This is a genomic window from Burkholderia sp. ABCPW 11, assembly GCF_001523445.1.
In the GTDB taxonomy this organism is placed as follows: Bacteria; Pseudomonadota; Gammaproteobacteria; order Burkholderiales; family Burkholderiaceae; genus Burkholderia.
Genome location: NZ_LOVM01000083.1, coordinates 233,100 through 259,018 on the forward strand (window position 1 = coordinate 233,100; position 25,919 = coordinate 259,018).

Sequence of the window (25,919 nt, forward strand, 5' to 3'; positions counted from 1 at the left end):
GGACGAGGTCGATCCCGCCGGATCCACCGTTGCTGCGGCACTTCGCACGGTCGCGCGTCTCCGGCACGTTGATCTCGCCGCACGGCACGTCGACACGCTTGCCGTGTCAGTACACCGCCACCCAGTGCCCGGGCACCCACGCCCAGTGATTGCCGGCCCACCGGTAATGCCCCTTGGCCCAGCGATAGCCGGGCGCGGGCGGCGGCGGCGCCACCTCGACGACAGGCGCCGGCTGCGGCGGCCGCACGGGTTCGACCACGCACGCGGACATCAGCACGGCACTCGCGCTCGCCAGCACGGCGAGCGAAACGGATCGGATCTTCATTGTCGATGCTCCCTGTTGTGTAATCGATCGGCGGGGCCAATCGCCGATACGTGCCGCGTCACGTGGCCCTGCGAATCAGGCCGCTCATCGGCCGCGTCGCGCCGCTTTCCGCGAACAGCGCTGCCGCGGTGCGGCGGGGATCGAGCCGCAGGCTTTCGGCAGCCGCGCCCGCGATCAGCGCGTCGAGCGACGCAGTCGGCTTCAGGTCGCGCCCCTCGTACAGATCGCCGGGCCGCAGCCCCGGCCAGTCGGCGATCACACGGCCGCCTGCCACCGCACCGCCCGCGAGCATCGCGACCGACGCCTGCCCGTGATCGGTGCCGCCCGTGCCGTTCGCCGCGGCCGTCCGGCCGAACTCGGTCGCGACCAGCACCGTGGTCTGCCGCCACGCAGGGCCGAGGCCGTCGCGCAACGCGGCGAGCATCGTGTCGAGCGCCTTCAACTGATTCGCGAGCCGCGCGTTCTGCGCGCTGTGCGTATCCCAGCCGCCCGTCTCGATCATCGCGATCCGCGGGCCGTCGTCGCGCGCGAGAAACGTCGCGGCGAGCTTGCCGACGCCGGCCGGGTCCTGCCGTGCATGCGCATCGCCGGCGAGACCGCGCGCCTCCATCGCCGCTTGCCACAACGGGCCGAGCTGCGCGTCGGCTTCGTAGAGCGCCGACACGCGCGTGAGCAGATCGTCCGGCGCGGCCGGTAAGCCGGACGGCGCATACGACGCGGCCTGCACCGTGCCGCGCAGCGCGAGCGGCACGGTCGGCGCGAATGCGATCGCGCTGTCGCGCGTCGCCGGCAGCAGCGCGGCGAGCCGGTTCAGCCAGCCGTCCTTCACCTGGTACGGCGCACGGCCGCCCGTTTCGAGCACGTTCTGGCCGTCGAAATGCGAGCGGTCGCGATACGGCGATGCAATCGCATGGACGAACAGCGCCTGACCGTCGCGATACAACTGCGCGGTCTGCGCGAGCGACGGATGCAGCGCGAACGTACCGTCGAGCTTCGTCGCGGCCGCCGTGTCGATCGCGAGCGGGCCGCGCAGCGACGCATACGCGGGCTCCGCGTACGGGACGACGATGTTCAGGCCGTCGGCCGCGCCGCGCTGGATCACGAACACGAAGCGCCGGTCGGTGTCGACATTCGCGAACACGATCCGCGGCGCAACGAGGATCGCGCCCGTGCCGGCGGCGGCAACGCTGAGAAATTGTCGGCGGGACAGTGCCATGGTCATCTCCGTTGGAAATCGGGCGACACGAGCAGCAGCGCAAGCGACGTCGTCGCGCTTTCGGCGCGCGCGAGCGCGGTCGCGGTCGGCGCGCTCATCGAACCGGCGAGCAGCGTGTTGCCGAGCGTGCGCGGGTCGAGCCGGTCGCCCGTGCGCGCGGCCAGGCGCTGCGCGATCTCGACGCGGCGCACGAGCGCGTCGGGCGCGGCCCAGCTCGCGGCGACGTCGTCGTAGCCGGCCGGCGAGCCCGGCCGCCACACCGGCTGGCCGAGTTGAGCCAGCAGCGGCGCGGCCTTCAGATCGCCGGTGTCGCGCCAGCCGAGCCCGCGCAGCGACGATACGGCCCACTCCCACGGCGTCTTGAACTTGCGGTCGACCGGCGACCACGCGTCGGGCGCGTCGACGAGCGCGCGATAGACGGCCGGCAGGTCGCCACCGCTCGCATCGAACGCACGCGCGAGCCGTTCGGTCAGCGCGGGCGGCGGCGTATCAGCGACGAAATGACGGGCGAGCTTGAATGCGATGTGCCGGCCGGTCGCCTCCGATCGCGCGAGATCGTGCAGGATCGCGCGCGCCTGCGCTTCGCCCGGCTGATCGTAGGTGCGGCCCATCACCGTGCGCGTGCCCGGTTCGTGCAGATTCGGGCGGAACACGAATGCGCCGGGTGCCGCATCGCCCGGTTGCGGCCCGCGGCCGCCGGCGATGCTCCAGCCGGTCAATGCGCGGGCGAATTCCGTCACGTCGGCCTGCGTGTAACCGGTGCGCACGCCGAGCGTATGCAGCTCCATGATTTCGCGTGCGAGGTTCTCGTTGAGCCCTCGCTTCGCGGAAGGATTGCGTGCTTGCGCACGCAGCGCGGCCGGGCTGTCGGGGCCGACCGAGCGCGCCTGATCGAGGAACGTCTGCATCGCCGGATGCTGCTCGACGGCGACGAGCATGTCCTCGAAACGGCCGAGCACGTACGGGCGGATCGCGTCGCGTTCGAATGCGCCCGCGTATGCGGCCACCTGCCCCTTGTCGACCGATACCGCGAAATGGTTCGCCCAGAAATGCACGAGACGCTCGACGAACGGCGCGGGCGTGCTCAGCGCGCTGTTCATGCGCGCGGCGACTGCGCTGCGATACGCGTCGTAGCCGTCGCGGCGGATCGACTGCGCGGTTGCGCGCTTGGCGGCCGCGTCGTCGCTCGTCATCGCGTTGCGGGTGTTCGCGAAGCGCGTCGCGAGCGTGACCGCGTCCGGCTCGCCCGCCCATGCGGCCGGCCGTGCGTCGTATCGGTCGAACTGGGCAAGCAAGGCGGCCTTCGGGTCGGTGGGCGGTGCTTCGTCGGCTCGCGCGCCGAGGCCGAAACGGTTCAGCGCGATCGCGGCCGGCGTGGAGTCGTTCGGGTGGTCCATGACGGGCTCTCTTGCGGTGCGTACTCACGTTCAACGTAAGGGCACCGGGAAATCCGTCGCGGGAGGGGAAATATTTTTTGCGATCGGGGAAACGGCAGGCGGAAGTTTCGCAGCACGGCGGCATGCATCGTCAACGGACGACGACCGCGCGACTCGCCGGAACCGGCATACGCATGACGCGCGAGCAACACGCAGATCGAATCGCGGGCCGCCCGCGCACGGTTTCCTTTTACTCGCTCGCCGATGCGTCGGGCTTCTTCTGCAGCTTCGGCGGCAAACGCCAGTTGCCGCTGCGCTGCAACCCGTCGACGAACTTCGCGCGCTCGTCGGGCGTCAGCGTCGCCGCGAAATCGACGACGCTGCGCTCGACCTGCGCCCGCAGCGCGGTGTCGGCCGCGCGCGTACGGTCGAGCGCGGCGTCGATCGCCGCGCGATCGAGTTGCGGCGCGGCAAGCAGGTCCAGCACGGTGATCCGACCGTCGCGCCCTTCCCGCGCGAAATCGCGGCCGCTCTTGCGCGCCGCCTTCAGCACGGCGGCGAACTCGCGCTGGCGCGCATCGGGCAATTCATCCGCCGCGAAACGCAACGCGGTACGCGATGCGGGCGTGCCGGGCACATGCTGGTCGCGGTAGGTCGAGAACCATTGATATGCGCCGCCGCCGATCGCGCCGAGCATGAACACGTTCAGCACGACCGAGCCGACGAGGGTGAATTTCCAGCCGCGCTCGGTCATTCGTCGCCCCCGTCCACGCTCGGACCGCCGAACGTCGTCGTCAGATAGCCCGACTCGTGCTGTACCGACGGCGCGCTGCCGAGCATCAGCATCGACACGGCCACCGCCCCCGCGAGCGCGCCGGCCAGGCCGACGCCGGCGAACGCCGCGCCCGACCACCATACGGCGCCGCGCCGGCGTGCGCGCTGCGGCGCGGGCGCCGTTGCGACGATGCGCTCGACGAGCGCCGGCGCGGGCGGCGCGACCGTGTCGCATGCGAGCCATGCGTCGAGGTCGGCCGCCTCGTCGAGCGCCAGCAGCGCTTCGCGCGGGTTCGCATGCGCCCATGCCTCGGCGGCAGCGCGCTCGCCGGCCGGCCAGCGCCGCGCGTCCGAGCCGTACGCGGCGACGATGGTACGAAATCGTTCGGGTGTCATCGCTTGTCCTCGCTAGGTGGGTCGCCGGCCAGTTGCGCGCGCAGGTTGCGCCGCGCACGGGCAAGCAGGCTTTCCAGCGCATCGACGGTGATGCCCATCAGGTTGGCCGCTTCCACATTCGACATTTCCTGATAGTACTGGAGCACCAGCGCTTCCCGCTGCCTCGGCGGCAACGCGGCCAGCGCCCGCCGCACGCGCGCGTCGCGCGAACGCAGCTCCGCATGCGCGGCCGGCTCCGGTTGCGTGTCGGGCACGTCGGGCAGCGTGTCGACGGGCTCCTCGCGGCGGCCTCGCAACCGGTCGTAGCACAGGTTCAGCACGACGCGATGCAGCCACGTGTCGAAGCGGGCTTCGCCTTCCCGCCAGCGCGGCGCCTGCTTCCAGATTCGCAGGAACGTCTCCTGCGCGACATCCTCGGCTTCGTTCCGGTCGCCAAGCATGCGCGTCGCCAGGGCGAGCAGCCGCGGCAGCTTGCGCGCGACGAGCACGCGTACCGCCGACGCATCGCGCGCGCCGACGCGCGCGACGAGTTCCGCGTCCGGATCGCGGTCGCCGCGATCGTTCAACGTCGCCTGCTCCGTCGCGCGGCGCGCGGGCGCCGCACTGTCACGGCAGCGATCCCCGCCGCCCGGCTGAAGCTCATCGTCGTGCTCTCCTTGCATGCGTCGGGCCATCGCCGGACGGCGCCATGCCGACGCTTCGTCGACGCCGCGCGCGTCGCGCCCGGCATCGCACACGGCGTCGGCCGTGCCGGTCTCATCGACATCCGGTTCGCGCCGCATGTCGATCCTGTCGGCCGGCCGCGCGACCGTCGGCCGGCGCGCTCAATATACGACGACCGGCGCGGGCCGGTAATACACCGGACGGGCCGGCACCACGACGCAGCCGGCCAGCACGATGGCTGCGACCGCCATTATCACGATGGTTCGAAAAGGCATCGCCACGACTCATGAGGTTGCGTGAAAAATCCGCTGCGCCGGCACCGCGTGCCGCGCGCCGGCGTGCACGTCAGGCCCAGTGGCCCGGCACCCAGCGCCAGGCCGGGCCGCGCGCGGCCCAGTGTCCGGGCACCCAGCGGTAACCGACGCGCACGACCTGCCAGTGGCCCGGAATCCATACGTAGCGGCCCTGCCGCCAATGCCAGTGCCCCTGATCCCAGACGTAACCCGCACGGGGGGCCGGCATCACTTCGACGCGCGGCGGCGGCGGCGCGTAAGGCGCGACGATGACGGCCTGCGCGAATGCGGCCGACGTCGCGAGCGCAGCCAGGCAACCGGCGGCCAATCGCAATGGAACAGAAAGTTTCATGAAAGACTCCGAAATAACGGGCATCGACCGGAAGCGGTCGTTCATGCGTTAAACGGAGCAAGCGGGAGAAATCCGTCGCGGTATCGGCAAATTAATTTCGGGGGAATCGAACGTGCGCGGGAGCGGATCGCAGGCCGCGACGCGCGCCCCTGCACATCGGCCGCCGCAGGCGCAGGGTTGCGGCACTGTCACAACGCGGCAAAACTGCCCTTCGACAATGCATGCGACCGGGATCCCGCTCGTTTCCGGCCCACGCCCCGGCCGTGTTCGCGCATGGCCGCGCGGTTCCACGTCTCGCGTCCCTTCAACGAAAACACCGACCATGTCGAACCAGGACACTCTCCCTGACCAGCCGAACGAGCCGGCCGCCTCCGTGTCGCGTCGCGGCTTCCTGAAACTTGCCGGCGTCTCCGGCCTCGCCACCGCCGCCGGCGGGCTCGCGGCAGCCCGTGCCGCCGCGTCGAATCCGGACGGCACGCCCGAGCAGGTTCACCTGACGTGGGGCAACGACCCGACGTCCGAAGTCGTGATCTCGTGGGCGTCGCTCGCCGCGGCCGTCAATCCGCGCGCGCGCATCGTCGCCGACGGCGAGCCGGCGCGCACCGTGCACGGCGTCCAGCGCCTGTACACCGACGGCCTGAACGGCGAGACCGTGTTCGCGTACCACGCGCGCGTGCACGGGCTGAAGCCGGATACGCGCTACCGCTACGAGATCACCGCCGACAACGACAGCAATGCCGCGCAGCCGTTTTCCGCGAATTTCTCGACCGCGCCGCGCGGCCGGGCGCCGTTTCGTTTCACGAGCTACGGCGATCTCGCGACGCCGAACGGCGCGTGGGTGCTGTCGTCGCCGCAGAGCCGCTTCGCGGTGCAGGCCGTCGAGCAGTTCCAGCCGCTGTTCCACCTGCTGAACGGCGACCTCTGCTACGCGAACCTGAACCCGGCGCACCAGCCGGACGTGTGGCGCGATTTCGGCAACAACAACCAGACGTCGGCCGCGAATCGTCCGTGGATGCCATGCCCCGGCAATCACGAGATCGAATTCAACAACGGTCCGCAGGGGCTCGACTCGTACCTTGCACGCTATACGCTGCCGGAGAACGGCACGCATTTTCCGGGCCGCTGGTACAGCTTCCGCGTGAGCTCCGTGCTGTTCGTGTCGCTCGACGCCGACGACGTCGTGTACCAGGATGCCGCCGCGTTCGTCGGCGGCCCTGCGCCGCTCGTGCCGGCCGCGAGCACCGGCCGCCCGCCGATCGAGCCCGGCACGTCGTTCTACGTGCGCGGCTACAGCAACGGCGAGCAGACGCGCTGGCTCGAGCGCACGCTGCGTCATGCCGCGCATGACGACGACATCGACTGGATCGTCGTGCAGATGCATCAGGACGCGCTCAGTTCGTCGAAGACGGGCAACGGGTCCGACAAGGGCATTCGCGAAGCATGGTTGCCGCTGTTCGACCGTTACGGCGTCGATCTCGTGCTGTGCGGCCACGATCACGACTACGAACGCAGCTACCCGGTGCGCGGCTGCAATCACCGCGCGGGCGTCGATGCGAAAACCGGCGAAGTGGTCGAGACGCTGCAGCCGCGGCCGGTCGGCTCGAACGATCCGAACCGTACGACGTTCGACACGAGTCACGGCACGATCCACCTGATCCTCGGCGGCGGCGGCACCAGCGCGCCGCTCGACGTGTACGGCGAAAACCCGTCGACCGGCTTCGCGCAGGCGAAGGTGTTCACGAAGCCGAACCGGCCGGTGCCGGGCACCGCGCCGAACACGTTCGTACGCCAGCCGGCCGATGCGCTCGAGGACGCGATCTGGTCCGCGCGCCGCGATACGGGCACCGGCTACGGAATCGCGGTGTTCGACCACGATCCGGGCAAACCGGGCGGCCACACGACGATCACGATGCGCTACTACCATGCGCCGGGCGCCGATCAGCGCCCGACCGCGCAGTACGAACTGTTCGAGACGATCGAGCTGAGCAAGAAGCGGCGCGAGCGGTGATCGACGCATCGGGTGCTCGCCGCGGCGGGCGCCCGATGCGTTACCGTCGGCGGACGGCAGGTGCGGCGCAAGTTGCACTGCCGCCGCGCACACCGGTCCATGCGGATGCGTTTCGAATACCGCATTCACACGCGTCCGCCTCCTCCTTCGGCCGGCGTATTCCATGCCATCGCAACGATGCTGCGGCAAGCACATCGCGACATCGGCGTCGGTCCATACGAACGACGGCTCGAAATTCGCGATGCGACCGGCGGCCGACCGCCGATCGATCTGTCGACCGAGGAACCCGGCTTCCTCCTTGTCACCACGCTCGGTCCGACGGGAATGCGATGCTCGACGCGATCGGACCCGCGCGATCGGGAATCGGCGCCGCGTGGCGTATCGACTACGTGCGATCGGCTCGCGCGACCCAATCGATCGTACGCGCCGATCCACCTGCGTCGCTGCAACCGCCGCCCCACCGTAAAATGCGCGTTTCCCGCGAAATCTTCCCGTTGTCTCGCCGTTCGTGATGGCGGCACGCGCAGGCGGACTCACATCATCCGAAATCGAATTGGCATGTTGAAACAGGCAGCACGCATGAAACGCAAGAACAAGGCAACGCTCATCGGGCTCGGCGCGGTGCTGTTATGGGCCTCGGTGGTCGCGCTCGTTCGCGGGGTCAGCGAAAGCCTCGGCGCAACCGGCGGCGCGGCGATGATCTATACGGTGGCATCCGTGCTTCTGGTGTTCTCGATCGGCTTCCCCGACCTGAGCCGATTTCCGAAAAACTATCTGCTGTGGGGCGGGCTGCTGTTCGTGTCGTACGAGCTGTGCCTGGCGTTGTCGATCGGCTACGCGAGCAACGGTCGGCAAGCGATCGAGGTCGCGATGGTCAACTATCTGTGGCCGAGCCTCACGCTCGTCGCCGCCATCGTGTTCAACAAGCAGCGCGCGAACCTGCTGGTCGTGCCCGGCGTCCTGCTGTCGATGCTCGGCATCTGCCGGGTGCTCGGCGGCGACCAGGGGCTCGATCCGGCCGGCATGCTGCGCAACGTCGCGGACAATCCGCTCAGCTACGGCCTGGCGTTCGTCGGCGCGCTGATCTGGGCCGGCTATTGCACGGTGACCGCGCGCATCGCCGACGGCAAGAACGGCGTCACGCCGTTCTTCATGCTGGTCGCCGCGACGCTGTGGATCAAATTCGCGATCGAAGGCGGCGGCAGCATGGCGTTCGGTTTTCACGCGATCGTGTACCTCGTGCTCGCGGCGTCGGCGCTCGGCTTCGGCTATGCGGCCTGGAACACGGGCATCATGCACGGCAACGTGACGATCATCGTCGGCGCATCGTACTTCACGCCGGTGCTCGCCGCCGCCTTCGCCGCCGCGCTGCTGGATGCGCCGCTGTCGGCCGAATTCTGGCAAGGCGCGGCGATGGTGTGCGGCGGCTCGATCCTGTGCTGGCTCGCGACGCGCAGGCGGCGCGACGAGGCCGAGCCCGTGCGGATCGCCAAGGAGGCCGAAGGCAATTGCCACGGGTGACGATGGCGGGTGCCGTCGACTGAAGGCCGGATCGCGGCCGACCATGCGCCGACGCGTCGACCGCCGCGCCCTAACGCTGCGATTCCAGCGCAATCCGCACGGCCAGCCCCGCCAGCACCGTCCCCATCAACCAGCGCTGAACCGCGGCCCAGAGCGGCCGCCCTGCAAGAAAACCCGCGATCGACCCGGCCGCGCAGGCAATCAGCGCATTGACGCTGACGCTCACCGCGATCTGCACGCAGCCGAGCGCCAGCGATTGCGCGAGCACGCTGCCGTGCCCCGGCACGACGAATTGCGGCAGCAAAGACAGATACATCACCGCAATCTTCGGGTTCGCGAGATTCGTGACGAAGCCCATCGCGAACAGCCTGACGCGGCTGTCGTGCGGCAACTGCCGGACCTGGAATGCGGAGCGCCCACCCGGTCTCAGCGCCTGCCACGCCAGGTACGCCAGATACAGCGCGCCGGCCACGCGCAGCGCATCGTACGCATACGGCACGGTCATCACCAGCGCGGTGATGCCCACTGCCGCGCACACCATGTAGAACACGAATCCCAGCGCGACGCCGCCGAGCGACACCAGCCCGGCGCGTCGACCCTGGCAGATCGAGCGCGACACCAGATAGATCATGTTCGGTCCCGGCGTCAGCACCATACCGAGCGACACGAGTCCGAACGCAACGAGGGTGGGCAAGGCCGGCACGGCACGCTCCTTCATGGCAACGACAACGAGGTTCGAACAATGTATTGCATCTCGGCCATCGGTGGCATGAATAAACTGCAAGCCCCTCATGAGCGCCGTTCATCGTGCGCGCCAGTCGCTATCGGCCCTTTTTCGCGCGCGTCCGAATCGCCTTTTCCGCCTTCGCACGTTGCGCGTCGACGAGCCGCACGAACGCGTCGGTAACCGCGTTGCCGGCGGTATTCCACGCCAATCGCACGGAGCGATGCAGCCGCGGAGACAGTGCCAGCACGCGGCCGCCGAACGGCGTGTACGTGAGCGTGATGCGCGGCACGATCGATACGCCCATGCCGGCCTCCGCCATCGACAGGATCGTGCGCATCTCGACCACGTTGAACGCGGCCCGAAGCGGTACGCCGCCGCGCGCGAAGTAATCCGCGATCACCGGCCCGCATCCCGCCTTCGAGAAAATGAACGGCACCCCGGCCAACTGCCTGGCCGACACGCTCTTGCGGCCAACGAACCTGTCGTCGGCCGCCACCGCGACGAAATCCTCGTCGAGCAACGGCAGGTTGTGCGCGAACGTCTTCGCGCCGGCGACCACGCCGACGTCGGCCGTCCCGTCGTCGATCCACCCTTCGACTTCGCTGTCCGTCCCTTCGAGCAGCACCGCCGATACGCCGGGGTGCATCTCCTTCAACGCCTCGAGCGCGGGAACGACGAACGCCAGCGACACGCTCGGCAGCGACGCGACCACCAGCTTCCCTTCGAGTTTGCCGCGCGACAGGCTGAACTGCTGGCGCAGCATCTGTGCTTCCCGCACCACGCTCTGGACATACGGCCACAGGCGTTCGCCGGCCGCCGTCAGGACGACCGGCTGCCGGTCGCGCCAGAGCAGCTTGACCTGCGTGATGTCCTCCAGCTCCGTCAGCGCGTGGCTGATCGCGGATTGACTGCGGCTGAGCCGGTCTGCCGCGGCCGTCAGCGAGCCGAGTTCGACCACGGCGGCCAGTGCCTGCAACTGGGCGAGCGTCATCGGGTTTCCTTGTTCGGAGGTTGTATGTCGTACATGAAGCGACCGATCGACTTGAATTATATTGAACCGATGCGACGGTCACGCAGCCGACAGGCGCACCTCGCCACGCGCGCGCCGAATGCCTCGCGCGACGCTCGGGTACGGCGCACGATCGAACCGCCGGCACGCTGCATACAACCGATCGCACATGCGTTCTGAAAGCTGCAACGCGCAGTATTCGCAGACCGGGCGTATCGCCGCCACGGATGGCCCGATACGGGACCGGTTTTGCTGCACGTATGCCGATGTCGACGTCGGCGTTGCCATGTTTTCAAAGGCACGAAATGGAAACCTATGTGTTGCTGGGCTGCGGACTGGGCCTTGGCCTGCTGATCGCGATCTGGGGTATCTGTTCGCTCCGATGACGTGCGCCGGCCCCGTCCGCGCGCAAGGATTCCGTATGGAGAAGGATGGAAAACCGGAGTTGTAGGCGAACCGTTCCGGCTCACTTGATTCGTAGTCCGGTTCAGTCTGCCCAGCGCCTGCATTCGGAGCCGCCGGCGCCTCTGCCGCCTGACGCATGGTACGTCCGGCGCCAAGCCCTGCTTCAATTCCGAAGACGCGTTAGACTAGACGGATGGAACAATGCCGTTATTGTCAGAGAATCCGCGATGAATGGGATTGCCATGGCGACGAATGCCGCCGCGCGATCGCCAAGGCGCTGCGCCGGCAGCGCGCGGGCCTGCCGATGGTCCCCGATCGCATCCGCAACGAGCTGCCCTCCGGCGCGCCGACCCAGCAGGTGATCGCCGTCCTGTCGCGCCAGCGCCTGCGCGCGCGCCGCGGCAACGAGGAACGCCGCGAGCGCAAGGAAATCGACGACGACGGGGTCTGAGCAGCCCTGACGCGATTCCGCCGCGAGACATTCGCCGGTTCTGCGCAGCCGAGTGCGTGCCTGTGCGCCCGTGCACGACATCTCGCCCTTCACTTTCCCAGTATTGCCTGCAATCCCCGCAATACAGCATGGGGACAGTACATGTCTGCCCCGAAATTATTACTCCGAGCGCAACGATCTTTCACTCAAACTCACGTTTACCCTAGGTAAGCCGGCGCCTACGATGTAATCAACCGCTGACGACATGGTGTCGAACGCGGAAAGCCAATAAACATCGGAGGTCATCATGAAATCGCTCGTTTCCGCAGTCGCCGCCGCCGTCGCGCTGTCCGCCTCGTTCGGCGCATTCGCACAAAGCACCGTGACCCGCGCCCAGGTGCGCAACGAACTGGTCCAGCTCGAGAACGCCGGCTACAAGCCCAGCCAGTCGAGCCCGTACTACCCGGCCGACATCCAGGCCGCGCAAGCCCGCGTGCATGGCATCGACAACAGCGGCTTCGGTTCGCAACCGGCCGCAGCCGTCGAGAGTGGCGCACCGGCCGGCCGCGCACGGAACCCGCGCGACTCGGTCTACTTCGGCCACTAAGCGTGCCGCTGCGCGCCACGCGCGTGCGGCCCGCACCGGAGACGAGCCCGTCCAGCGACGGGCTCGTTGCGTTCCGGCGCGCCGTCAGCGGTTGCCGCCCGACGCAACGCGGCCAGTCTCGTCAGGCACGCCGCCGCGCACCAGATCCTGATAGCGCACGCACACGCACTGCGCGGACGCCTTCGCCGCGTACATCGCCGCGTCGGCCTTGACGAGCAACTCCTCGGCCGACGCGCCATCCGCCGGAAACTCGCTGACGCCGATGCTCGCGCCGACGGCCATGCGTCCTTCGTCGAACTCCAGTTCCTCGGCCATCACGATCTGGATGCGCGTCGCGACATCGCCGATCACCGCCGGCGAACGCACGTCCGAAATCAGCACGATGAATTCGTCGCCGCCGAGCCGCGCCACCATGTCGCCGCTGCGCAGCACCTGGCTCAACCGCTTGGCGACGGTGACGAGCGTGCGGTCGCCGGCCGAGTGCCCGTGCTGGTCGTTGATCTGCTTGAAGCGGTCGAGATCGACGAACATCACCGCCAGCCCCTCGCCCACCGCGGCCGCATGCCGGATCGCGGCATCGAGATGCTCCATGAACAGCAGGCGATTCGGCAGGCCGGTCAGCGGGTCGTGACCGGCGAGGTGCGTCAGTTCCAGTTGCTTTGCGCGCAACATCGCCATCTGCGTGCGAATCTCGACGCGCATGCTGTCGAAACAGCGCGCGAGCACGCCGATCTCGTCGGCCCGCGCAACGGGCAGCCGTTCGGCTGCCGGATCGTCGAACACGTGCGTCGCGGCACGCGCGAGCGTCTGCAGCGGCCGCGTGATCGCCCGCGCGAACAGGATCGCGAGAATCACCGCCAGCACGCTCGATACGAGCACCATCCTGACGATCCGTTCGCCCAGCATGCCGGCCGGCGCGAGCACGTCCGCGAGCGGGCGGGCCATCCCGAGCACGACGAAGCGGTTGCGCTCGTCGTGCCCGAACGGCGTGCGCACGAACGCGAACATCTGTCCCGGCGCCTCGTCGGGCTGGGCAAGCCCATTGAGCGTCACGTTCGTGCGCTCGCCGTCGAACAGTGCGCGCGTACCGGCGAAGCGGTCCTGCATCAGCACGCGCCGGCCGCGATCGAAGCCGAACGTCTGCTGCGGATCGGGATGCACGAGAAAATCGCCCCACTCGTTCGCGAGATAGATCCCATAGTCGTCCGGCAGATCGCGTTCGAGCCGGGCGAACACCCGAGAGAGTTCAACATCGACGACGAGTGCCCCGACCGTCCGGCCCGATGCGTCGGTCACCGGCGTCCCCACGCGCAGGATCGGCAGGCCTTCGGCCGCATGCGATCCCGTCTCGTGATTGATCGCGATCGGCGACAGGTAGATATGGCCGGGCGCCGTCGCGAGCGTATCGAATACGTAGGAGAACTGCCCTTTCTCCTGAAACACGCTTTCTGGCAGCACGACGATGCCGTGCGCATCGCGATCGAGCCGAATGCGTTCGATCCCGAAATGCCCGCTCGCGATCAGGCGGATCTGCAGGTATTCCGCGTGATTGCTCATGAAGCTGTAATACACCTGCTCGAGCCGCATGCGTCGCGCGGCGTCCGGATGGTCGCCGCCCGCGACGAACGCGGAAGACGGCAACTGCGCGAGCACGAGCGCATCGTCGGCAACGTCGGCGAGCGCGGTCGTGAAGCGCTGCCCGAGCAGTTGCGTCGACATCAGCAGACTGTGCTGCGCCTCCTGCACGAGCATCGCGCGGTTGGCGCGATACGCGTAGTAGCCGGTCGTGCCGGACGCGATCACGCCGATGCACGCGAACAGCACCGACAGCTTCGACGTGAGCCCGAGCCGAATCATTTTCCGAACCGCTCCGGCCGATCGCCCGACACGATGCGGCTCCACAGCGACTCGCGGCGCGCGATGTCCTCCACGGGCTGAAGCCACACGAGATGCTGATGCCCGGTATCCAGGCCGCGCGGCGGCTCGAGCGTGTTTGCGAGCCCCTGACGCTCGGTCAGCAGCGCGCCGATCGCCGGTTCGAGCATGTAGTTGATCCATGCGAATGCAAGCTCGGGACGAAGCGCGCCGCGCGTGACGGCCCAGCAATCGAGCCACGCGAGCGCGCCTTCGTCCGGGATCACGTAGCCGACGTCCGCGCCGGCGCGACGCAACTGCTCGACCTGCTGCGTGCCGTAGTTGCCGAACATCAGCGCCGCGCGATGCTGGACGAACAGCGCGGTCGCTTCTTCAGGAAGCGTGTAATACGTCAGCAGGTTGCGGCGCAGGTCGATCAGCTTGCGGGCCACGACGAGCGTCTGGGCGGGCGACAGGCGGAACGGATCGGGATAGCCGAGCGCCAGCGCCGTGAACGAAAAATTGTGCTGCGCACTGTTGAAGTCGAGCACCTTGCCGCGATAGCGCGGATTCCACAGCTCGCGCATCGAGTGCGGCGCGGCCGGCACCTGCTTGCGGTCGTAGATCAGCCCCATCGACGAATACGTGAACGGGATCGCGTACGATGCGCCGTCCTGCACGAGCCCGCCAATCGTCGCGAGCTGCTGGAAATTCGGTAATTGCCGCCGCCGGTTCGGGATGCGCGACAGGTCGATCGGCGCGAGCAGGTGTTCGCGCGCATAGCGCTGGATCTCGGCCGTGTTCGCGGCGAGCACGTCGTACGGCGGCGGCGAAGCGCCGTGCATCCGCGTCCACAGCGCTTCGTCGGAATCGACCAGCGTCACCTCGACGCGCACGTGAAACTGCGCCTCGAATGCGCTGACGATATCGCTGTCCGCGTAACCGGGCCAGGCCAGCACGCGCAGCACGTTGTCGTTGACGGTTTCGGGAGAGACGGCGAAGGCTGGCAGAGCGAGCGCAAGTAAGCCCAGCGATACGATGCGCAGCGTGCGCACGGCGCCGCGGGCGCGTGTGCGTACGCCGATTCCCCTGATCAATCGCGCCCCGCGTGAATCGCCCGGCTGCATTCGACTGTCCTTTTTCGAGTCGATGCGATATCCCGCAACGAGACCATAAAACGCAGGGTCACGCAATCGGAACAAGCCGCACATCGCGCATTTTCATCGGGCCTCACGGTGGAATGCGACCCAATTACATCGGCCCGCGTCGGGCCGCGATTACACGAATACGCGAATACGACCCGTCAGCGCCAGGCCTGCGTGAATTCGGCGATCACGCGCGACAGGTGGGCGCGCATCGCGTCGCGCGCTCCGTCCGCATCGCGCGCCATGATCGCCGCGAAGATTCGCTGGTGATCCTCCTGCGACGCCTCGCGCAATGCGGTCGAGTGAAAGTGCTCCTCGATCTTGTCCCACAGCGGATCGCTGCGCGCGCAGTCCCACATCGCCGTGACCATGTGCAGCAGCACCGTATTGCCGGTGGATTCCGCGATTCGCAGGTGAAACTGGCGATCGGCCGCGTCGTAGGCGGCCTTGTCGTTCATCCGCTCGCGCATCGTCGTCAGCGAGAAAAACAGGCGATCGAGATCGGCATCCTTGCGTTCGGTCGCCGCGAGCGCCGCGACTTCCGCCTCGATCAGCCCGCGCGCGCGCAGCGTCTCGATCGGCCCCGGCCCGCGCGGCACGTCGAACGTCACCGGCCGCGCGGCATCGGCCGCCGACACGTAGATGCCCGAGCCGATCCGCACCTCGACGATCCCCTGCACCTCGAGCGCGATGATCGCCTCGCGCACCTGCGTGCGGCTCACGCCGAACTGGTCGGCCAGGCTGCGCTCCGACGGCAGCCGTGCGCCGGCCTCGAACGCGCCGGTGGCCACCATCGCGTGAATTTGTCGCGCAAGGCCGATATAGGAGCGGTCCGCGGCATCGGTGTCGCGGCTGACGGACAGGGTGGAAAGATCGGTCATCGAAAGGCTCGCAACGGGCTGGCCGGCGCCGCTGCGGCACCGGATCGCCAAAATGGTACACCAATTTGGTTCGAAGCCGGTTCACCCTGCCGGCCGGCCCTGCCAGCCGTTTCCTGGACTGTCGCGCCGACCGTCGCCCACGCGGACAACTGGTAAACCACTATCCCGCACAACTGGCATACCAATCATAATTCGCACACCGACGCCGGGCCGGCACACCGCCGCCCGGTCGTCCGCCGCATGAACCGCCAGCCAGGAGCCGCTCCAGTGAAGATGTCTTTCCGTTGGTACGGCGAGTCCGATCCGGTCTCGCTGCAATACATCCGCCAGATCCCCGGCGTCACGCATATCGTGTCCGCGATCTACGACGAACCGGTGGGCGAGGTCTGGCCCGTGCACAAGATCGATGCGCTGAAGGCGACGATCGAACGCGCGGGCCTGCAATTCGACGTCGTCGAATCGGTGCCCGTGCACGAGGACATCAAGCTCGGCAAGCCGACCCGCGACCGCCTGATCGACCACTACCGGCAGACCATTCGCCATCTCGGCGCGGCCGGCATCCGCGTCGTCTGCTACAACTTCATGCCCGTGTTCGACTGGACGCGCACCGAGCTGTCGAAGACGCTCGACGACGGATCGACCTGCCTTGCGTTCAGCACCGACGCGGTCGACCGGATCGATCCGAACGACGGCATCGCGCTGCCCGGCTGGGATTCGAGCTACCGGCCCGAACAGTTGCAGGCGCTGCTCGCCGACTACCGCGACGTCGACGAGAACGCGCTGTGGGCCAACCTCGAATACTTCCTGAAGGCAATCATCCCGGTGGCCGAGGAAGCCGGCGTGAAGATGGCGATCCATCCCGACGATCCGCCGCGCCCGATCTTCGGGCTGCCGCGCATCGTGAAGAACCGCGACGATCTCGCGCGGATCGTGCGCATCGTCGACTCGCCCGCGAACGGGCTGACACTGTGCTCGGGCTCGCTCGGCGCAGGCCCCGAGAACGATGTCGAAGCGCTCGTGCGCGAATTCGGCGCGATGGGCCGGATCCATTTCGCGCACATCCGCAACGTGAAGGTCGACGCGAACGGCGATTTCGAGGAAACCGCGCACCTGTCGAGCTGCGGCTCGCTCGACATCGCCGCGATCGTGAAGGCGTATCACGACACCGGCTTCACCGGCTACGTGCGCCCCGACCACGGCCGCATGATCTGGGGCGAGACCGGCAAGCCCGGCTATGGCCTCTACGACCGCGCGCTCGGCGCGGTCTACCTGAACGGCCTGTGGGAAGCGCTGGCGAAGTTCGACCGCGCGCCGCAAGCGTCGCGGTAATTTGCCCTTCGAGGCGGCCGGCGCCGCGGATCGCCGGTCGCCCGCCACGATATTCCGCGCGGAGACACCTGCATGCCACGCATCCGATGGGCCATGATCCTGATGTGCTTCCTGGCCAACGTCATCAACTTCATCGACCGCGCGAACCTCGCGATCGCGGCGCCCAGCATCCGTGCCGACCTCGGCCTCGACGCGGTCGGCATGGGGCTCGTGCTGAGCGCGTTCTTCTGGACCTATGCGTTCCTGCAATTGCCGGCCGGCTGGTTCATCGACAAGGTCGGCGTGCGCGTGAGCCTCGCGCTGGCCGTCGGCTGGTGGTCGGCGTTCACCGTCGCGACGGGCGCCGCGCGCGGCCTCGCGCAACTCGTCGGCGTGCGGTTGATGCTCGGCGTCGGCGAAGCGGCCGCGATCCCTTCGTTCGCGAAGGTCGCGTTCAACTGGTTTCCGCGCAGCGAGCGCGGCCTGGCCAGCAGCATCTTCGACAGCGGCTCGCGCGTCGGCTCCGCGCTGTCGCTGCCGCTCGTCGCGTGGCTGATTTCGATCGTCGGCTGGCGCGGGTCGTTCGTGATCACGGGCGGCATCGGCATCGTGTGGGCGCTGGCATGGTGGTTCGTCTATCGCGACCCGGAACGCTATCGCGCGATCGCGCCGGACGCCGTCGATGCGCTGCTCGCGCAACGCGGCGCACCGTCGGTTGCGGCCGCAACCGACGGCCCGAAGGTGTCGTGGCTCGACCTGTTCCGCTACCGCACCGTGTGGGGCATGATGATCGGCCTGTTCTGCCTGAACTTCGCGATCTACTTCTTCATCACGTGGTTCCCGAGCTACCTGTTGCAGTCGCGCGGCTTCTCGCTCGCGTCGCTCGGCACGTGGGGCATGCTGCCCGCGCTGCTCGCGATTCCCGGCGGCTGGCTCGGCGGCTACGTGTCGGACAGCCTGTTCCGCCGCGGCTGGAGCGCCACCGCCGCGCGCAAGACCTGCCTCGTGCTCGGCATGCTGCTGTCGTCGTCGATCGCGCTGTCCGCGTTCGTCGAAAACGTCTGGGCCTGCCTCGGCCTGTTCGCGCTCGCGTATGCCAGCCTGTCGTTCGCCGGCGCCAACGTGTGGACGCTCGTCGGCGAAGTCGCGCCGACGCCGGCGCACGTCGCATCGCTAGGCGGCATCCAGAACTTCGCGGGCAATCTCGCGGGGATCTTCATCACGACCTTCACCGGCGTGATGCTGTCGATCACGAAAGGCTCGTTCGTCGTGCCGCTCGCAGTGGCCGGTGCGCTGTGCGTGGTCGGCGCGCTGTCGTACCTGTTCGTCGTCGGCAAGGTCGAGCCGTTGCCGCCGCTGCGACGCGGCGGCAACGGGCGGAACGTCGAGCCGAACGCGGCCTGACCCAGCGGGACGGCGCGGCCGACATACCCGCGCTTTCCCTTCGGGCCGCGCATCGGACAATGAGCCGCGCCCGCCGTTTCGGGCGCGCTCGACCTCGAACGCTGCGTGCGCGTGAACCTCGGCCATCCGTGGAGCCGCGACATCGAACGTGCGATCCGCGTGCTCGACGAACCGGTCGTGCAGCCGTCGGTCCGCAAGGCCGGCCGAATCGCGCGACGAGTATGCTGCGCTGGCTGCATCACGGCCATGCAGCCGATCGGCGCGCGGGTTACATTGCAACTCCCGCCGCCCTTTCCCGATTGCCCATGAGCCCGCTGCCTTACCTCGATCACGACGCGCTGCTGACACTGGCGGCCGAAGCCGCGCACGTCACGCAGCCGTGCACGTGCACGAAAACCTCGCTCGCCGGCTGGACGACCCTGCCGCTGTCGCTGCCGGACACGCAATTGATCGAAGTGGCCACGCTCGCGCCGCCGGACGACGCGGAGCCGACCTACGCGGAACATCATCCGGCCGGCACGCGCTATGCGTCGGACGACGCGCCGATCGCGCCGCGCCATTTCCCGTACAACCGCTGCACCGTCAGCCGCTGCCGCGCGTGCGGCCGCCTGTTCCTGCGCTACCAGGAAGGCGGCGGCTACTTCGTCGACCAGCGCATCCGCGCGCTCGATCCGGCGCTCGTCGTCGACGCATGACCGCGTAACGTACGGGGTTTTCGGGCTCGGTGCCCATGCTCGGCGACGACACCGACCTCGCGGCCGCACGGCGGCTGCTCGACCGCTTTCCGGGCTTCCTGCAGCACGATGCGAGAACGCTCATGCCGCCGCAGGACGCGACAGCGCAGGCCGGAAAATGAAACGGGCGGCTCGCTGGCCGCCCGTACGATGAACCGGAAGCAAACCGGCCGACGCCCGCCGTCACGCCAGCGCCGCCGGCGTTCAGTGCGCCGCTGCCGGCTTGCCGAACGCGCCGAGGATCTTCTTCTCGAGCGCGATGTAATCGCGGCCGAAGTGGTGATCGCCCTGCGTCTTGATCACGTCGGCGCCCGTGTTCGCGAGCGCCGGACACATCGTATCCGTCTCTTCCGCACCATAGAAGCACTGCACGAGTTGCGGCGGCACCTTCGCGATTTCCGGCGCGACCTTCAGCGCCTTGTCGCTCGCGGGCATGCCGAGCCAGCCCGTCACGCGGATCTGGAAATCGGCCGACGGCGCGAAGCCGAGCAGCGACATCACCGCGACCTTGTCGCGCAGGTCCGCCGGCAGCCGGTTGTACGCGAACGGCATCACGTCGGCGCCGAACGAGTAGCCGACCAGCGCCACGCGGCTCGCATGCCAGCGCGCCATGTAGGTGCGCATCACGCGGGCAAGATCGCGACTCACCTGTGCGGGCGGCTTCTCGCTCCAGAAATAACGCAGGCTGTCGATGCCGACCACCGACACGCCGTCGCGCTGCAGCGCCTCGGCGATCGTCTTGTCGAGATCGCGCCAGCCGCCGTCGCCCGAGATCACGATCGCGAGCCGGTCGCTGCCGCCCTTGGCCGGCAGTTCGACGAGCGGCAGATCCGACACGTCGAGCTCGTCGCTGCTGCTGGTGTCGCGCAAGTGCGACGTGACGAGTGACACGAGCTTGGCCGAGTCCCCCGCGGTAGCCGTTTCGACGAAGCCCGGCATCGCGCGGCGCACGATCGTCGGATCGGGCGGACACGGCTTGAAGCGCGGATCGAGCTTCGCGGCCGGCGCGACCGCGACGACGCCGGCGATCGTATTCTCCGGCGCCATCGACAGAATCTGCTTGGCGATCGCGCCGCCCTGGCCCACGCCCGCGACGATCGGCGTGAAATAGCGCGACGATTGCGCGAGACGTTCGAGCTGATGGCTGACCGCCTCGGCGTCGCCGTCGAGGTGATGGCAGGCCTCCTGCTTCGCGGCGAGATTCGCCGCGTAACGCCCCGAATCGATGCCGACCGTCATCGCACCGGCTTGCGCGAGCGCGTCGGCCGCCTGCTGATCGGCGGCCTGCCAGCCTGCCCCACGCGAGAACAGCACGACGAACCCGCGCAGCGGCCCGCTCGGCCTGGTCACGGTCACGGGCCCGTAGCGGCCGCCGGACACGGTCTCGGCTTTCGCGGCGGCCGGCTGCGCGGCGCACGCGGCGCCGGCCAGCATCATTCCCGCGCAGGCGGCTGCCGCCCGCGCGATTACCTTCTTCAACATCATGAACGCCGACCTCCAGCCAGCAATGACAGATCCGCAAGCGTGACGAACACGCCGACCGAGCCCGAGGCCGCGAGATAACGCGGCTCCCAGTGCGGTTCGAACTTGCTCTTGAAAGCGCGCAAGCCGCGGAAGTTGTAGAAGCGGCCGCCGAAGCGCCAGACCATCAGGCCGAGCCGGTGGAACGGCGACGGCATCTTCGCCGCCCCCATCCCCGAGAACGGCGCGATGCCCAGGCTCAGCTTGCGGAACCCCGCTTCCTTCAGATGCAGCGCGAGCTGCGTAAACAGATACTCCATCGCGTACGGCGACGCGTCCGGCAGATGGCGCATCACGCCGACCGTCGCCTCGGTGTGGAGATCGGTCGTCATGAACGTGACGAACGCGATCGGCTTGTCGGCCTGCCGCACCAGCATCACCGACTGCGTCGCGAGATAGCCGTCGTGGAACGCCGCCACCGAGAAACTCTTCTCGCGCGCATCGCGACTGTCGAGCCAGCCGTCGGAGATGTCGCGCAGCGCCGGCAGCGCGGCCGGCACGTCGCCCGGCGCGATCACCTCGACCGTCAGCGCATCCTTGTCGCCACGGCGCAGCGCGTAGCGCAGGTGCGATCGGTTCGATCCTTTCAGATCGAACCGATCGAGCGCGATGTGCGCTTCCTCGCCCAGCTTCATCAGCGTGAGCCCCGCGTCGAGATACAGCGGCAACGCGTTGGCGCGCACCTGGTAGAACGCCGCGCGGCCGCTGTGCGCGTGCGCGAGCGCGATGAACTTGCTGATCAGTGCCGGCCATTCTTCACGCGGCCCGACCGGGTCGTGCAGCGCGGCCCACGTGCGGCCGTTCTTCGCGTACATCAGGAACGCGCGGCGCGACTCGGAGAACAGGAACGACTTGTCGCCCATCAGCGCGAGGCCCGCATCGCTGCACTCCTGCGCGCGAATGATCTGCTCCGCGTCGACCAGGTCCTGCTCCGCGGGCTTCACGAAACGTCCCGGTGCCGGGCGCAGCAATTGCCACAGCGCGAACAGCGCGACGAACACGCCGGATGCGAGCGTCGCGCGCAGCGCCCGCGGCGCGCGCGCATCGAACGAGAAATGCGACCACAACTCGCGCGTGTAAGGCACGTCGCGGAACGCGAAGAACAGCACCCACACGGCCAGCATCAGCACCATCGCCACCGACACGAACCAGCTGACGGTGAAACGCTCGGCGAGCAGCGAAGAATGACGGTTGAACCGGCGACGGCTGACGAGCAGCAGCACGAGCAGCGTGCCGAGCACGCCGGCCTCGACGAACGCGAGGCCCTTGGCCAGCGACAGCGCGAGGCTCGCGAGCGTCAATGCGAAGGTCATCCACCAGGCGCCGTCGAGCCGGCGCAGCAGCCCGCGCGCGACGAACAGCAGCGCGACGCCGAGCACGCTGCAGATTACCTGCGAGCCTTCGAGCACCCACAGCGGCACGATGTGGCGCAGAATCGCGATCCGATGCCAGAACGCGGGCGTCGCGCTCGAGATCACCAGCATTCCGCCGACCGCGAACGTCACGAGGCTCAGGAACACCGGCGCCAGTTGCGACACGCGCACGGCCTGCCGCGTCACGAGCCGGCGCCGCAGCGCGCGGCCCTCGAAACCGGCGAGCAGGCCGGCCGACAGCACGAGCGGCACGCCGAAATAGATCGCGCGATACGCGATCAGCGCGGCGACCATCGCGTGCGCGGGCACTTCGCGACCGAGCGTGAAGACCATCGCCGCTTCGAACACGCCGATCCCGCCCGGCGTATGGCCGATCATCCCGAGCAGCAACGCCGCCGCGTAAACGGTGATGAAGGTCGGGAAGCCGACTGGTGCAGCTGGCAGCAACACCCACAGCGTCAGGCCCGCGGCAACGACGTCGAGCACCGCATAGACGACCTGCGCGACGAGATCGCGTCGCGCCGGCACGTCGAACGACAGCCATTTGAAGCGCGTGACGACCGGGCGCGCGGTGTTGCCGCACAGCACGACCAGCGCGGCGAGCACGACGAGCAGTGCAACACCCGTCCACGTGAGCACGCCGGGCGCGACGTGCAGCATCGCGGCGAGCGCCTCCGGCACGCAGACCATGCCGACCGCCGTCATCAGCACCATCGCGAGCGCCAGCGTGCCGCTCGTGAATACCGTCATCCGGCCGATCTGGGCAGGCGTGACGCCCGACACGCCGTACACGCGCGCGCGCACCGCGCCGCCCGTCAGCGCACCGAAGCCGGTCGCGTTGCCGAGCGCGGAACCGGCAATCGCGCCGATCCACAGCGCGACGCGCGGCACCCTGGCCGCGACATACCGCAAGCCGACCGCATCGCGGGCGACGAGCGCGAGATAGCTGAGGGCCGTCGCGGCCAGCGACGCGCCCCACTCGCGGACGGACATGTGACGCAACTGGCGGATCACCGACCGGTAGTCGACGGATTCCGACAGATGCTGGAAAACCACGATCAGCAGCAGGCCGATGCCGAGCGCGAGCAGCGGCGACAGCACGCGCTCGTTGCGGATCAGCGCCCGGGCACGGGCGATCACCGCCGCGGCGCGACCGGGCGAACCAGAGTGGCGGGAAGACATAACGTGTTCAGTGGTGGTGCATAGCGTGTCGCGGCGCGGGTTGGCCGGGCGGCGACGTATCTGTTGTTCTGCGTGGGCGGCCGGCCGAATACGGCCTCGTGGCGCCTGGATCAGAACTTACGAGTATACGGAATTAATATTACAGAATCTTTCACGTCGACTTTGTGCGGATTTGTGGTTTCTCGCACATCGTTTCTCGCACATCAAGACGCACCGGGAAACAGGGCGTCCTGCGAACGCAAGGTGCGCATCATACCGGGAACCGGGGCGATTTTTTCATCGGATGAATGACTTGCGATGCATTTGGGAGGAATCTGCCGCGCCGAGCCCGGCGGATGAGGATGAAAACGCGACGGCACGGCGCGTTTCGGGATGGGAACGGGTGGATTCGGTGCGCCCGTCCGGCGCACCCCCGGCGCGGAAACATGCCGCCGCGCGTCATTTCGCCCGCTCATGCTCCCCGAGCCCGATCGCCTTGTAGTCGTATGTCGGGTAGAACTCCGTGCGGTACGCGCCCCAGGCCGTATCCTCGAGTACACGATTGACCTCGCGCAGCCGCGACGCCGGCAGCCGCAGCACGACGATCTGCCCGATCCCCATCGTCACCGTCCAGCTCACCACCTCGACGCCCGGCGGCGGAAACGCCTTGTAGAACCCCTGCTTCGCGAGTTGCGCATTCAGTTCGGCGAGCGGGCGCGACTGGTCGTGCTTCAGGAACACGGTCAGCAGCACCGCGTTGTCGGGCGTCGCGGCGGCCGAACCTGCCGGCACCGTCGACGTCTGGCCGATGGCCGGTGCGCTGGAAACCGCGGCGGCCGCCAGCGCGGCGGCAATCACGAACGTTCGAATCGGAAAATGCGGAAAGACGGTCATCATGCGACTCCATGGCTTCGTGGGAGGAGCCGCCATCATGCGCCGCCGGATCCATTGCTGCAGCGAGCGGCCGAGGCGATTACGCCGCGCCCGCCCCTTCGCGCTCGCGGAGCACGTCGATGAACGCACGCAGCTTGGCCGGCACGTGCTTGCGATTCACGTAATACAGCCACATCGGCGGCAGCGTGCGGCACGCGCCCGGCAGCACCTCGACGAGCGACCCGTCACGCAGGTCCTGTTCGATCCGCTCGCGCACGAACGCGAACGCAATGCCGACACCGGCGCGCGCCGCGTCGATCACCGCATCGTCGTCGTTCGTCACGAACACGCCGTCCGGATCGAGATCGACGTCGCGTTGCCCGTCGCGCAGCAGCCATTTATGCAAACGGCCGCTTTCCGAGAAACGGAAACGAACGCACGCATGACGCTCGAGCTGCGCAATCGATGCAGGCGCACCGTACCGCGCCAGATAAGCGGGCGACGCGACCAGCGCACACGTCAACGCAGGCGCAATCCGCACGCCGATCATGCCCGGCTGCAGCCGGTCGGCGAGGCGAATCCCCGCATCGAAGCCGTCCTTTGCGATGTCGACGAGTTCGTTCTCGTAGCGAATTTCGAGCCGGACTTTCGGGTAGCGCTCGCGGAACGTGGCGAGCACGGGCGCGATCACGAGCAAGCGCGCGAGCGGCAGCGCGGTCACGCGCAACAGCCCGTTCGGCTCGCTGCGCGCATCCTTCAGTTCGTCGCGTGCCTGCACGACCTGACGGTACGCAGGCTCGGTCTGCCGCAGGTAGCGCTGGCCGGCTTCGGTGAGGCTGACGCCGCGCGTGCTGCGGTTGAACAGCTTCACGTTCAGCTCGCCCTCGAGCTGCCCGATCGCGAGGCTGACGGCAGCCGGCGTCAGGCCAAGCGCGGCGGCGGCGCGCGTGAAGTTGCCGGCCGTCGCGACGGTCATGAACACGTGCAGCCCGGCCATTGGATCGCGTCGGCTCATCGTCTGTCCATCATTAGAAAAACTTGAAACTGCTTCGAGCGGAATACGAATTCTCCCATATACCGTCGCTGCCTACACTGGCGCTGTCGTCCCCATCGGAGCCGCGCATGAACCCGCTCACCGCCGCACTGCCCCTCGCCGCCGCCCGCCGCACGATCGACGCGGCGCTCGCCCATGCCGCGTCGCTGCAGGTGGCCGGCGTCGCGATCGCCGTCGTCGACGCCGGCGCCAACCTGCTCGCATTCGCGCGCACCGACGACTGCTTTCTCGGCGCGATCGACCTCGCGCAGCGCAAGGCGCTCACGGCGATCCGTTTTCGCGCGTCGACCGCGTCGCTCGGCGCGCTGTCCGGCGCGGACGGGCCGTTGCGCGGCATCGAGCACAGTCACGGCGGGCTCGTCACGTTCGGCGGCGGCGAGCCGCTCATCGACGGCGACTGGCGCTGCGTCGGCGCAGTCGGCGTGTCGGGCGGCAGCGTCGAACAAGACGAAGCGATCGCGCGAGCCTGCAGCGATCATTTCCTGGCAACACTCAACCGCAAGGAGTAA

Annotated in this window: 26 protein-coding genes; 10 read left to right on the top strand and 16 right to left on the bottom strand. The window is 68.4% G+C overall.

The genetic code is table 11. The features are described from left to right. Positions 1-106 precede the first annotated feature (106 nt). The 7 genes from WS61_RS28130 to WS61_RS28160 all read right to left on the bottom strand — a co-directional run bounded on the left by WS61_RS28130 (position 107) and on the right by WS61_RS28160 (position 5,395). On the bottom strand, positions 107-325 hold the full coding sequence (locus tag WS61_RS28130) for a YXWGXW repeat-containing protein (protein WP_059505388.1): 219 nt from the start codon (positions 323-325) through the stop codon (positions 107-109). A gap of 58 nt (positions 326-383) precedes the next feature. Then, a complete protein-coding gene (locus WS61_RS28135; protein ID WP_059505390.1) occupies positions 384-1,541 on the bottom strand; it encodes a DUF1501 domain-containing protein in 1,158 nt (385 codons plus the stop codon). A gap of 2 nt (positions 1,542-1,543) precedes the next feature. Further along, positions 1,544-2,938: a DUF1800 family protein gene (locus WS61_RS28140; RefSeq protein WP_059505392.1), complete on the bottom strand. Its 1,395-nt coding sequence runs from the start codon at positions 2,936-2,938 to the stop codon at positions 1,544-1,546. Between the two features lie 229 nt (positions 2,939-3,167). Further along, a complete protein-coding gene (locus tag WS61_RS28145; protein ID WP_059505394.1) occupies positions 3,168-3,671 on the bottom strand; it encodes a periplasmic heavy metal sensor in 504 nt (167 codons plus the stop codon). Beyond that, the gene (locus WS61_RS28150) at positions 3,668-4,087 is read right to left on the bottom strand and encodes a hypothetical protein (RefSeq protein WP_059505396.1); all 420 of its coding nucleotides are present in this window, start codon (positions 4,085-4,087) and stop codon (positions 3,668-3,670) included. The genes WS61_RS28145 and WS61_RS28150 overlap by 4 nt, the downstream gene beginning before the upstream one ends. Next, the gene (locus WS61_RS28155) at positions 4,084-4,869 is read right to left on the bottom strand and encodes an RNA polymerase sigma factor (protein ID WP_095211849.1); all 786 of its coding nucleotides are present in this window, start codon (positions 4,867-4,869) and stop codon (positions 4,084-4,086) included. The genes WS61_RS28150 and WS61_RS28155 overlap by 4 nt, the downstream gene beginning before the upstream one ends. A 226-nt stretch (positions 4,870-5,095) precedes the next feature. Further along, on the bottom strand, positions 5,096-5,395 hold the full coding sequence (locus WS61_RS28160; protein ID WP_059505398.1) for a YXWGXW repeat-containing protein: 300 nt from the start codon (positions 5,393-5,395) through the stop codon (positions 5,096-5,098). 322 nt (positions 5,396-5,717) lie between these two features. On the opposite strand from WS61_RS28160, the gene WS61_RS28165 reads away from it, so the two are divergent. Beyond that, a complete protein-coding gene (locus WS61_RS28165) occupies positions 5,718-7,403 on the top strand; it encodes a metallophosphoesterase family protein (protein ID WP_059505401.1) in 1,686 nt (561 codons plus the stop codon). 579 nt (positions 7,404-7,982) lie between these two features. Further along, positions 7,983-8,924: an aromatic amino acid DMT transporter YddG gene (gene yddG, locus WS61_RS28170; RefSeq protein WP_059505402.1), complete on the top strand. Its 942-nt coding sequence runs from the start codon at positions 7,983-7,985 to the stop codon at positions 8,922-8,924. A 70-nt stretch (positions 8,925-8,994) separates the two neighbouring features. Here yddG and WS61_RS28175 read toward each other — a convergent pair whose 3' ends face one another. Next, positions 8,995-9,627, bottom strand: a complete 633-nt coding sequence (locus tag WS61_RS28175) for a LysE family translocator (RefSeq protein WP_179949716.1) — start codon at positions 9,625-9,627, stop codon at positions 8,995-8,997. Positions 9,628-9,745: 118 nt separating this feature from the next. Next, on the bottom strand, positions 9,746-10,642 hold the full coding sequence (locus WS61_RS28180; RefSeq protein WP_059505404.1) for a LysR family transcriptional regulator: 897 nt from the start codon (positions 10,640-10,642) through the stop codon (positions 9,746-9,748). 616 nt (positions 10,643-11,258) lie between these two features. On the opposite strand from WS61_RS28180, the gene WS61_RS28185 reads away from it, so the two are divergent. After that, the gene (locus WS61_RS28185; protein ID WP_006478949.1) at positions 11,259-11,516 is read left to right on the top strand and encodes a hypothetical protein; all 258 of its coding nucleotides are present in this window, start codon (positions 11,259-11,261) and stop codon (positions 11,514-11,516) included. Between the two features lie 286 nt (positions 11,517-11,802). Next, the gene (locus tag WS61_RS28190) at positions 11,803-12,102 is read left to right on the top strand and encodes a DUF4148 domain-containing protein (protein WP_059505405.1); all 300 of its coding nucleotides are present in this window, start codon (positions 11,803-11,805) and stop codon (positions 12,100-12,102) included. An 84-nt stretch (positions 12,103-12,186) separates the two neighbouring features. Here the strand turns inward: WS61_RS28190 and WS61_RS28195 are convergent, their stop codons facing one another. The 3 genes from WS61_RS28195 to WS61_RS28205 form a co-directional block, all read right to left on the bottom strand. Next, positions 12,187-13,959 (bottom strand): diguanylate cyclase domain-containing protein, encoded by a 1,773-nt coding sequence (locus WS61_RS28195; protein WP_059505406.1) that lies wholly within the window; start codon positions 13,957-13,959, stop codon positions 12,187-12,189. Next, positions 13,956-15,083 (bottom strand): extracellular solute-binding protein, encoded by a 1,128-nt coding sequence (locus WS61_RS28200; protein WP_059505407.1) that lies wholly within the window; start codon positions 15,081-15,083, stop codon positions 13,956-13,958. Before WS61_RS28200 ends, WS61_RS28195 begins: the two co-directional genes overlap by 4 nt. Before the next feature lie 176 nt (positions 15,084-15,259). Then, the gene (locus WS61_RS28205; protein WP_059505517.1) at positions 15,260-15,982 is read right to left on the bottom strand and encodes a FadR/GntR family transcriptional regulator; all 723 of its coding nucleotides are present in this window, start codon (positions 15,980-15,982) and stop codon (positions 15,260-15,262) included. 267 nt (positions 15,983-16,249) lie between these two features. On the opposite strand from WS61_RS28205, the gene uxuA reads away from it, so the two are divergent. From uxuA to WS61_RS34375, 5 genes are all read left to right on the top strand, one after another. Then, entirely contained in the window at positions 16,250-17,311 is a 1,062-nt protein-coding gene (uxuA, locus tag WS61_RS28210; protein ID WP_179949717.1) for a mannonate dehydratase, read from the top strand. Between the two features lie 72 nt (positions 17,312-17,383). Then, the gene (locus WS61_RS28215; RefSeq protein ID WP_059505408.1) at positions 17,384-18,694 is read left to right on the top strand and encodes an MFS transporter; all 1,311 of its coding nucleotides are present in this window, start codon (positions 17,384-17,386) and stop codon (positions 18,692-18,694) included. Positions 18,695-18,799: 105 nt separating this feature from the next. After that, complete coding sequence (locus tag WS61_RS28220; protein WP_059505410.1) at positions 18,800-19,003, top strand: hypothetical protein; 204 nt, start codon at positions 18,800-18,802, stop codon at positions 19,001-19,003. After that, positions 19,000-19,389 (top strand): hypothetical protein, encoded by a 390-nt coding sequence (locus WS61_RS28225; RefSeq protein WP_034204738.1) that lies wholly within the window; start codon positions 19,000-19,002, stop codon positions 19,387-19,389. The genes WS61_RS28220 and WS61_RS28225 overlap by 4 nt, the downstream gene beginning before the upstream one ends. 35 nt (positions 19,390-19,424) lie before the next feature. Next, the gene (locus WS61_RS34375) at positions 19,425-19,550 is read left to right on the top strand and encodes a hypothetical protein (protein ID WP_373557138.1); all 126 of its coding nucleotides are present in this window, start codon (positions 19,425-19,427) and stop codon (positions 19,548-19,550) included. 82 nt (positions 19,551-19,632) lie between these two features. Here the strand turns inward: WS61_RS34375 and WS61_RS28230 are convergent, their stop codons facing one another. From WS61_RS28230 to WS61_RS28245, 4 genes are all read right to left on the bottom strand, one after another. Next, a complete protein-coding gene (locus WS61_RS28230) occupies positions 19,633-20,913 on the bottom strand; it encodes a virulence factor family protein (RefSeq protein WP_059505412.1) in 1,281 nt (426 codons plus the stop codon). After that, positions 20,910-23,504 (bottom strand): bifunctional lysylphosphatidylglycerol flippase/synthetase MprF, encoded by a 2,595-nt coding sequence (gene mprF / locus WS61_RS28235; RefSeq protein WP_059505414.1) that lies wholly within the window; start codon positions 23,502-23,504, stop codon positions 20,910-20,912. Before mprF ends, WS61_RS28230 begins: the two co-directional genes overlap by 4 nt. Before the next feature lie 438 nt (positions 23,505-23,942). After that, positions 23,943-24,377, bottom strand: a complete 435-nt coding sequence (locus WS61_RS28240) for a hypothetical protein (protein ID WP_059505521.1) — start codon at positions 24,375-24,377, stop codon at positions 23,943-23,945. Positions 24,378-24,456: 79 nt separating this feature from the next. Then, complete coding sequence (locus WS61_RS28245) at positions 24,457-25,371, bottom strand: LysR family transcriptional regulator (protein WP_059505416.1); 915 nt, start codon at positions 25,369-25,371, stop codon at positions 24,457-24,459. A gap of 107 nt (positions 25,372-25,478) precedes the next feature. Here WS61_RS28245 and WS61_RS28250 point away from each other — a divergent pair, with 107 nt between their 5' ends. Then, on the top strand, positions 25,479-25,919 hold the full coding sequence (locus tag WS61_RS28250) for a heme-binding protein (protein ID WP_059505418.1): 441 nt from the start codon (positions 25,479-25,481) through the stop codon (positions 25,917-25,919).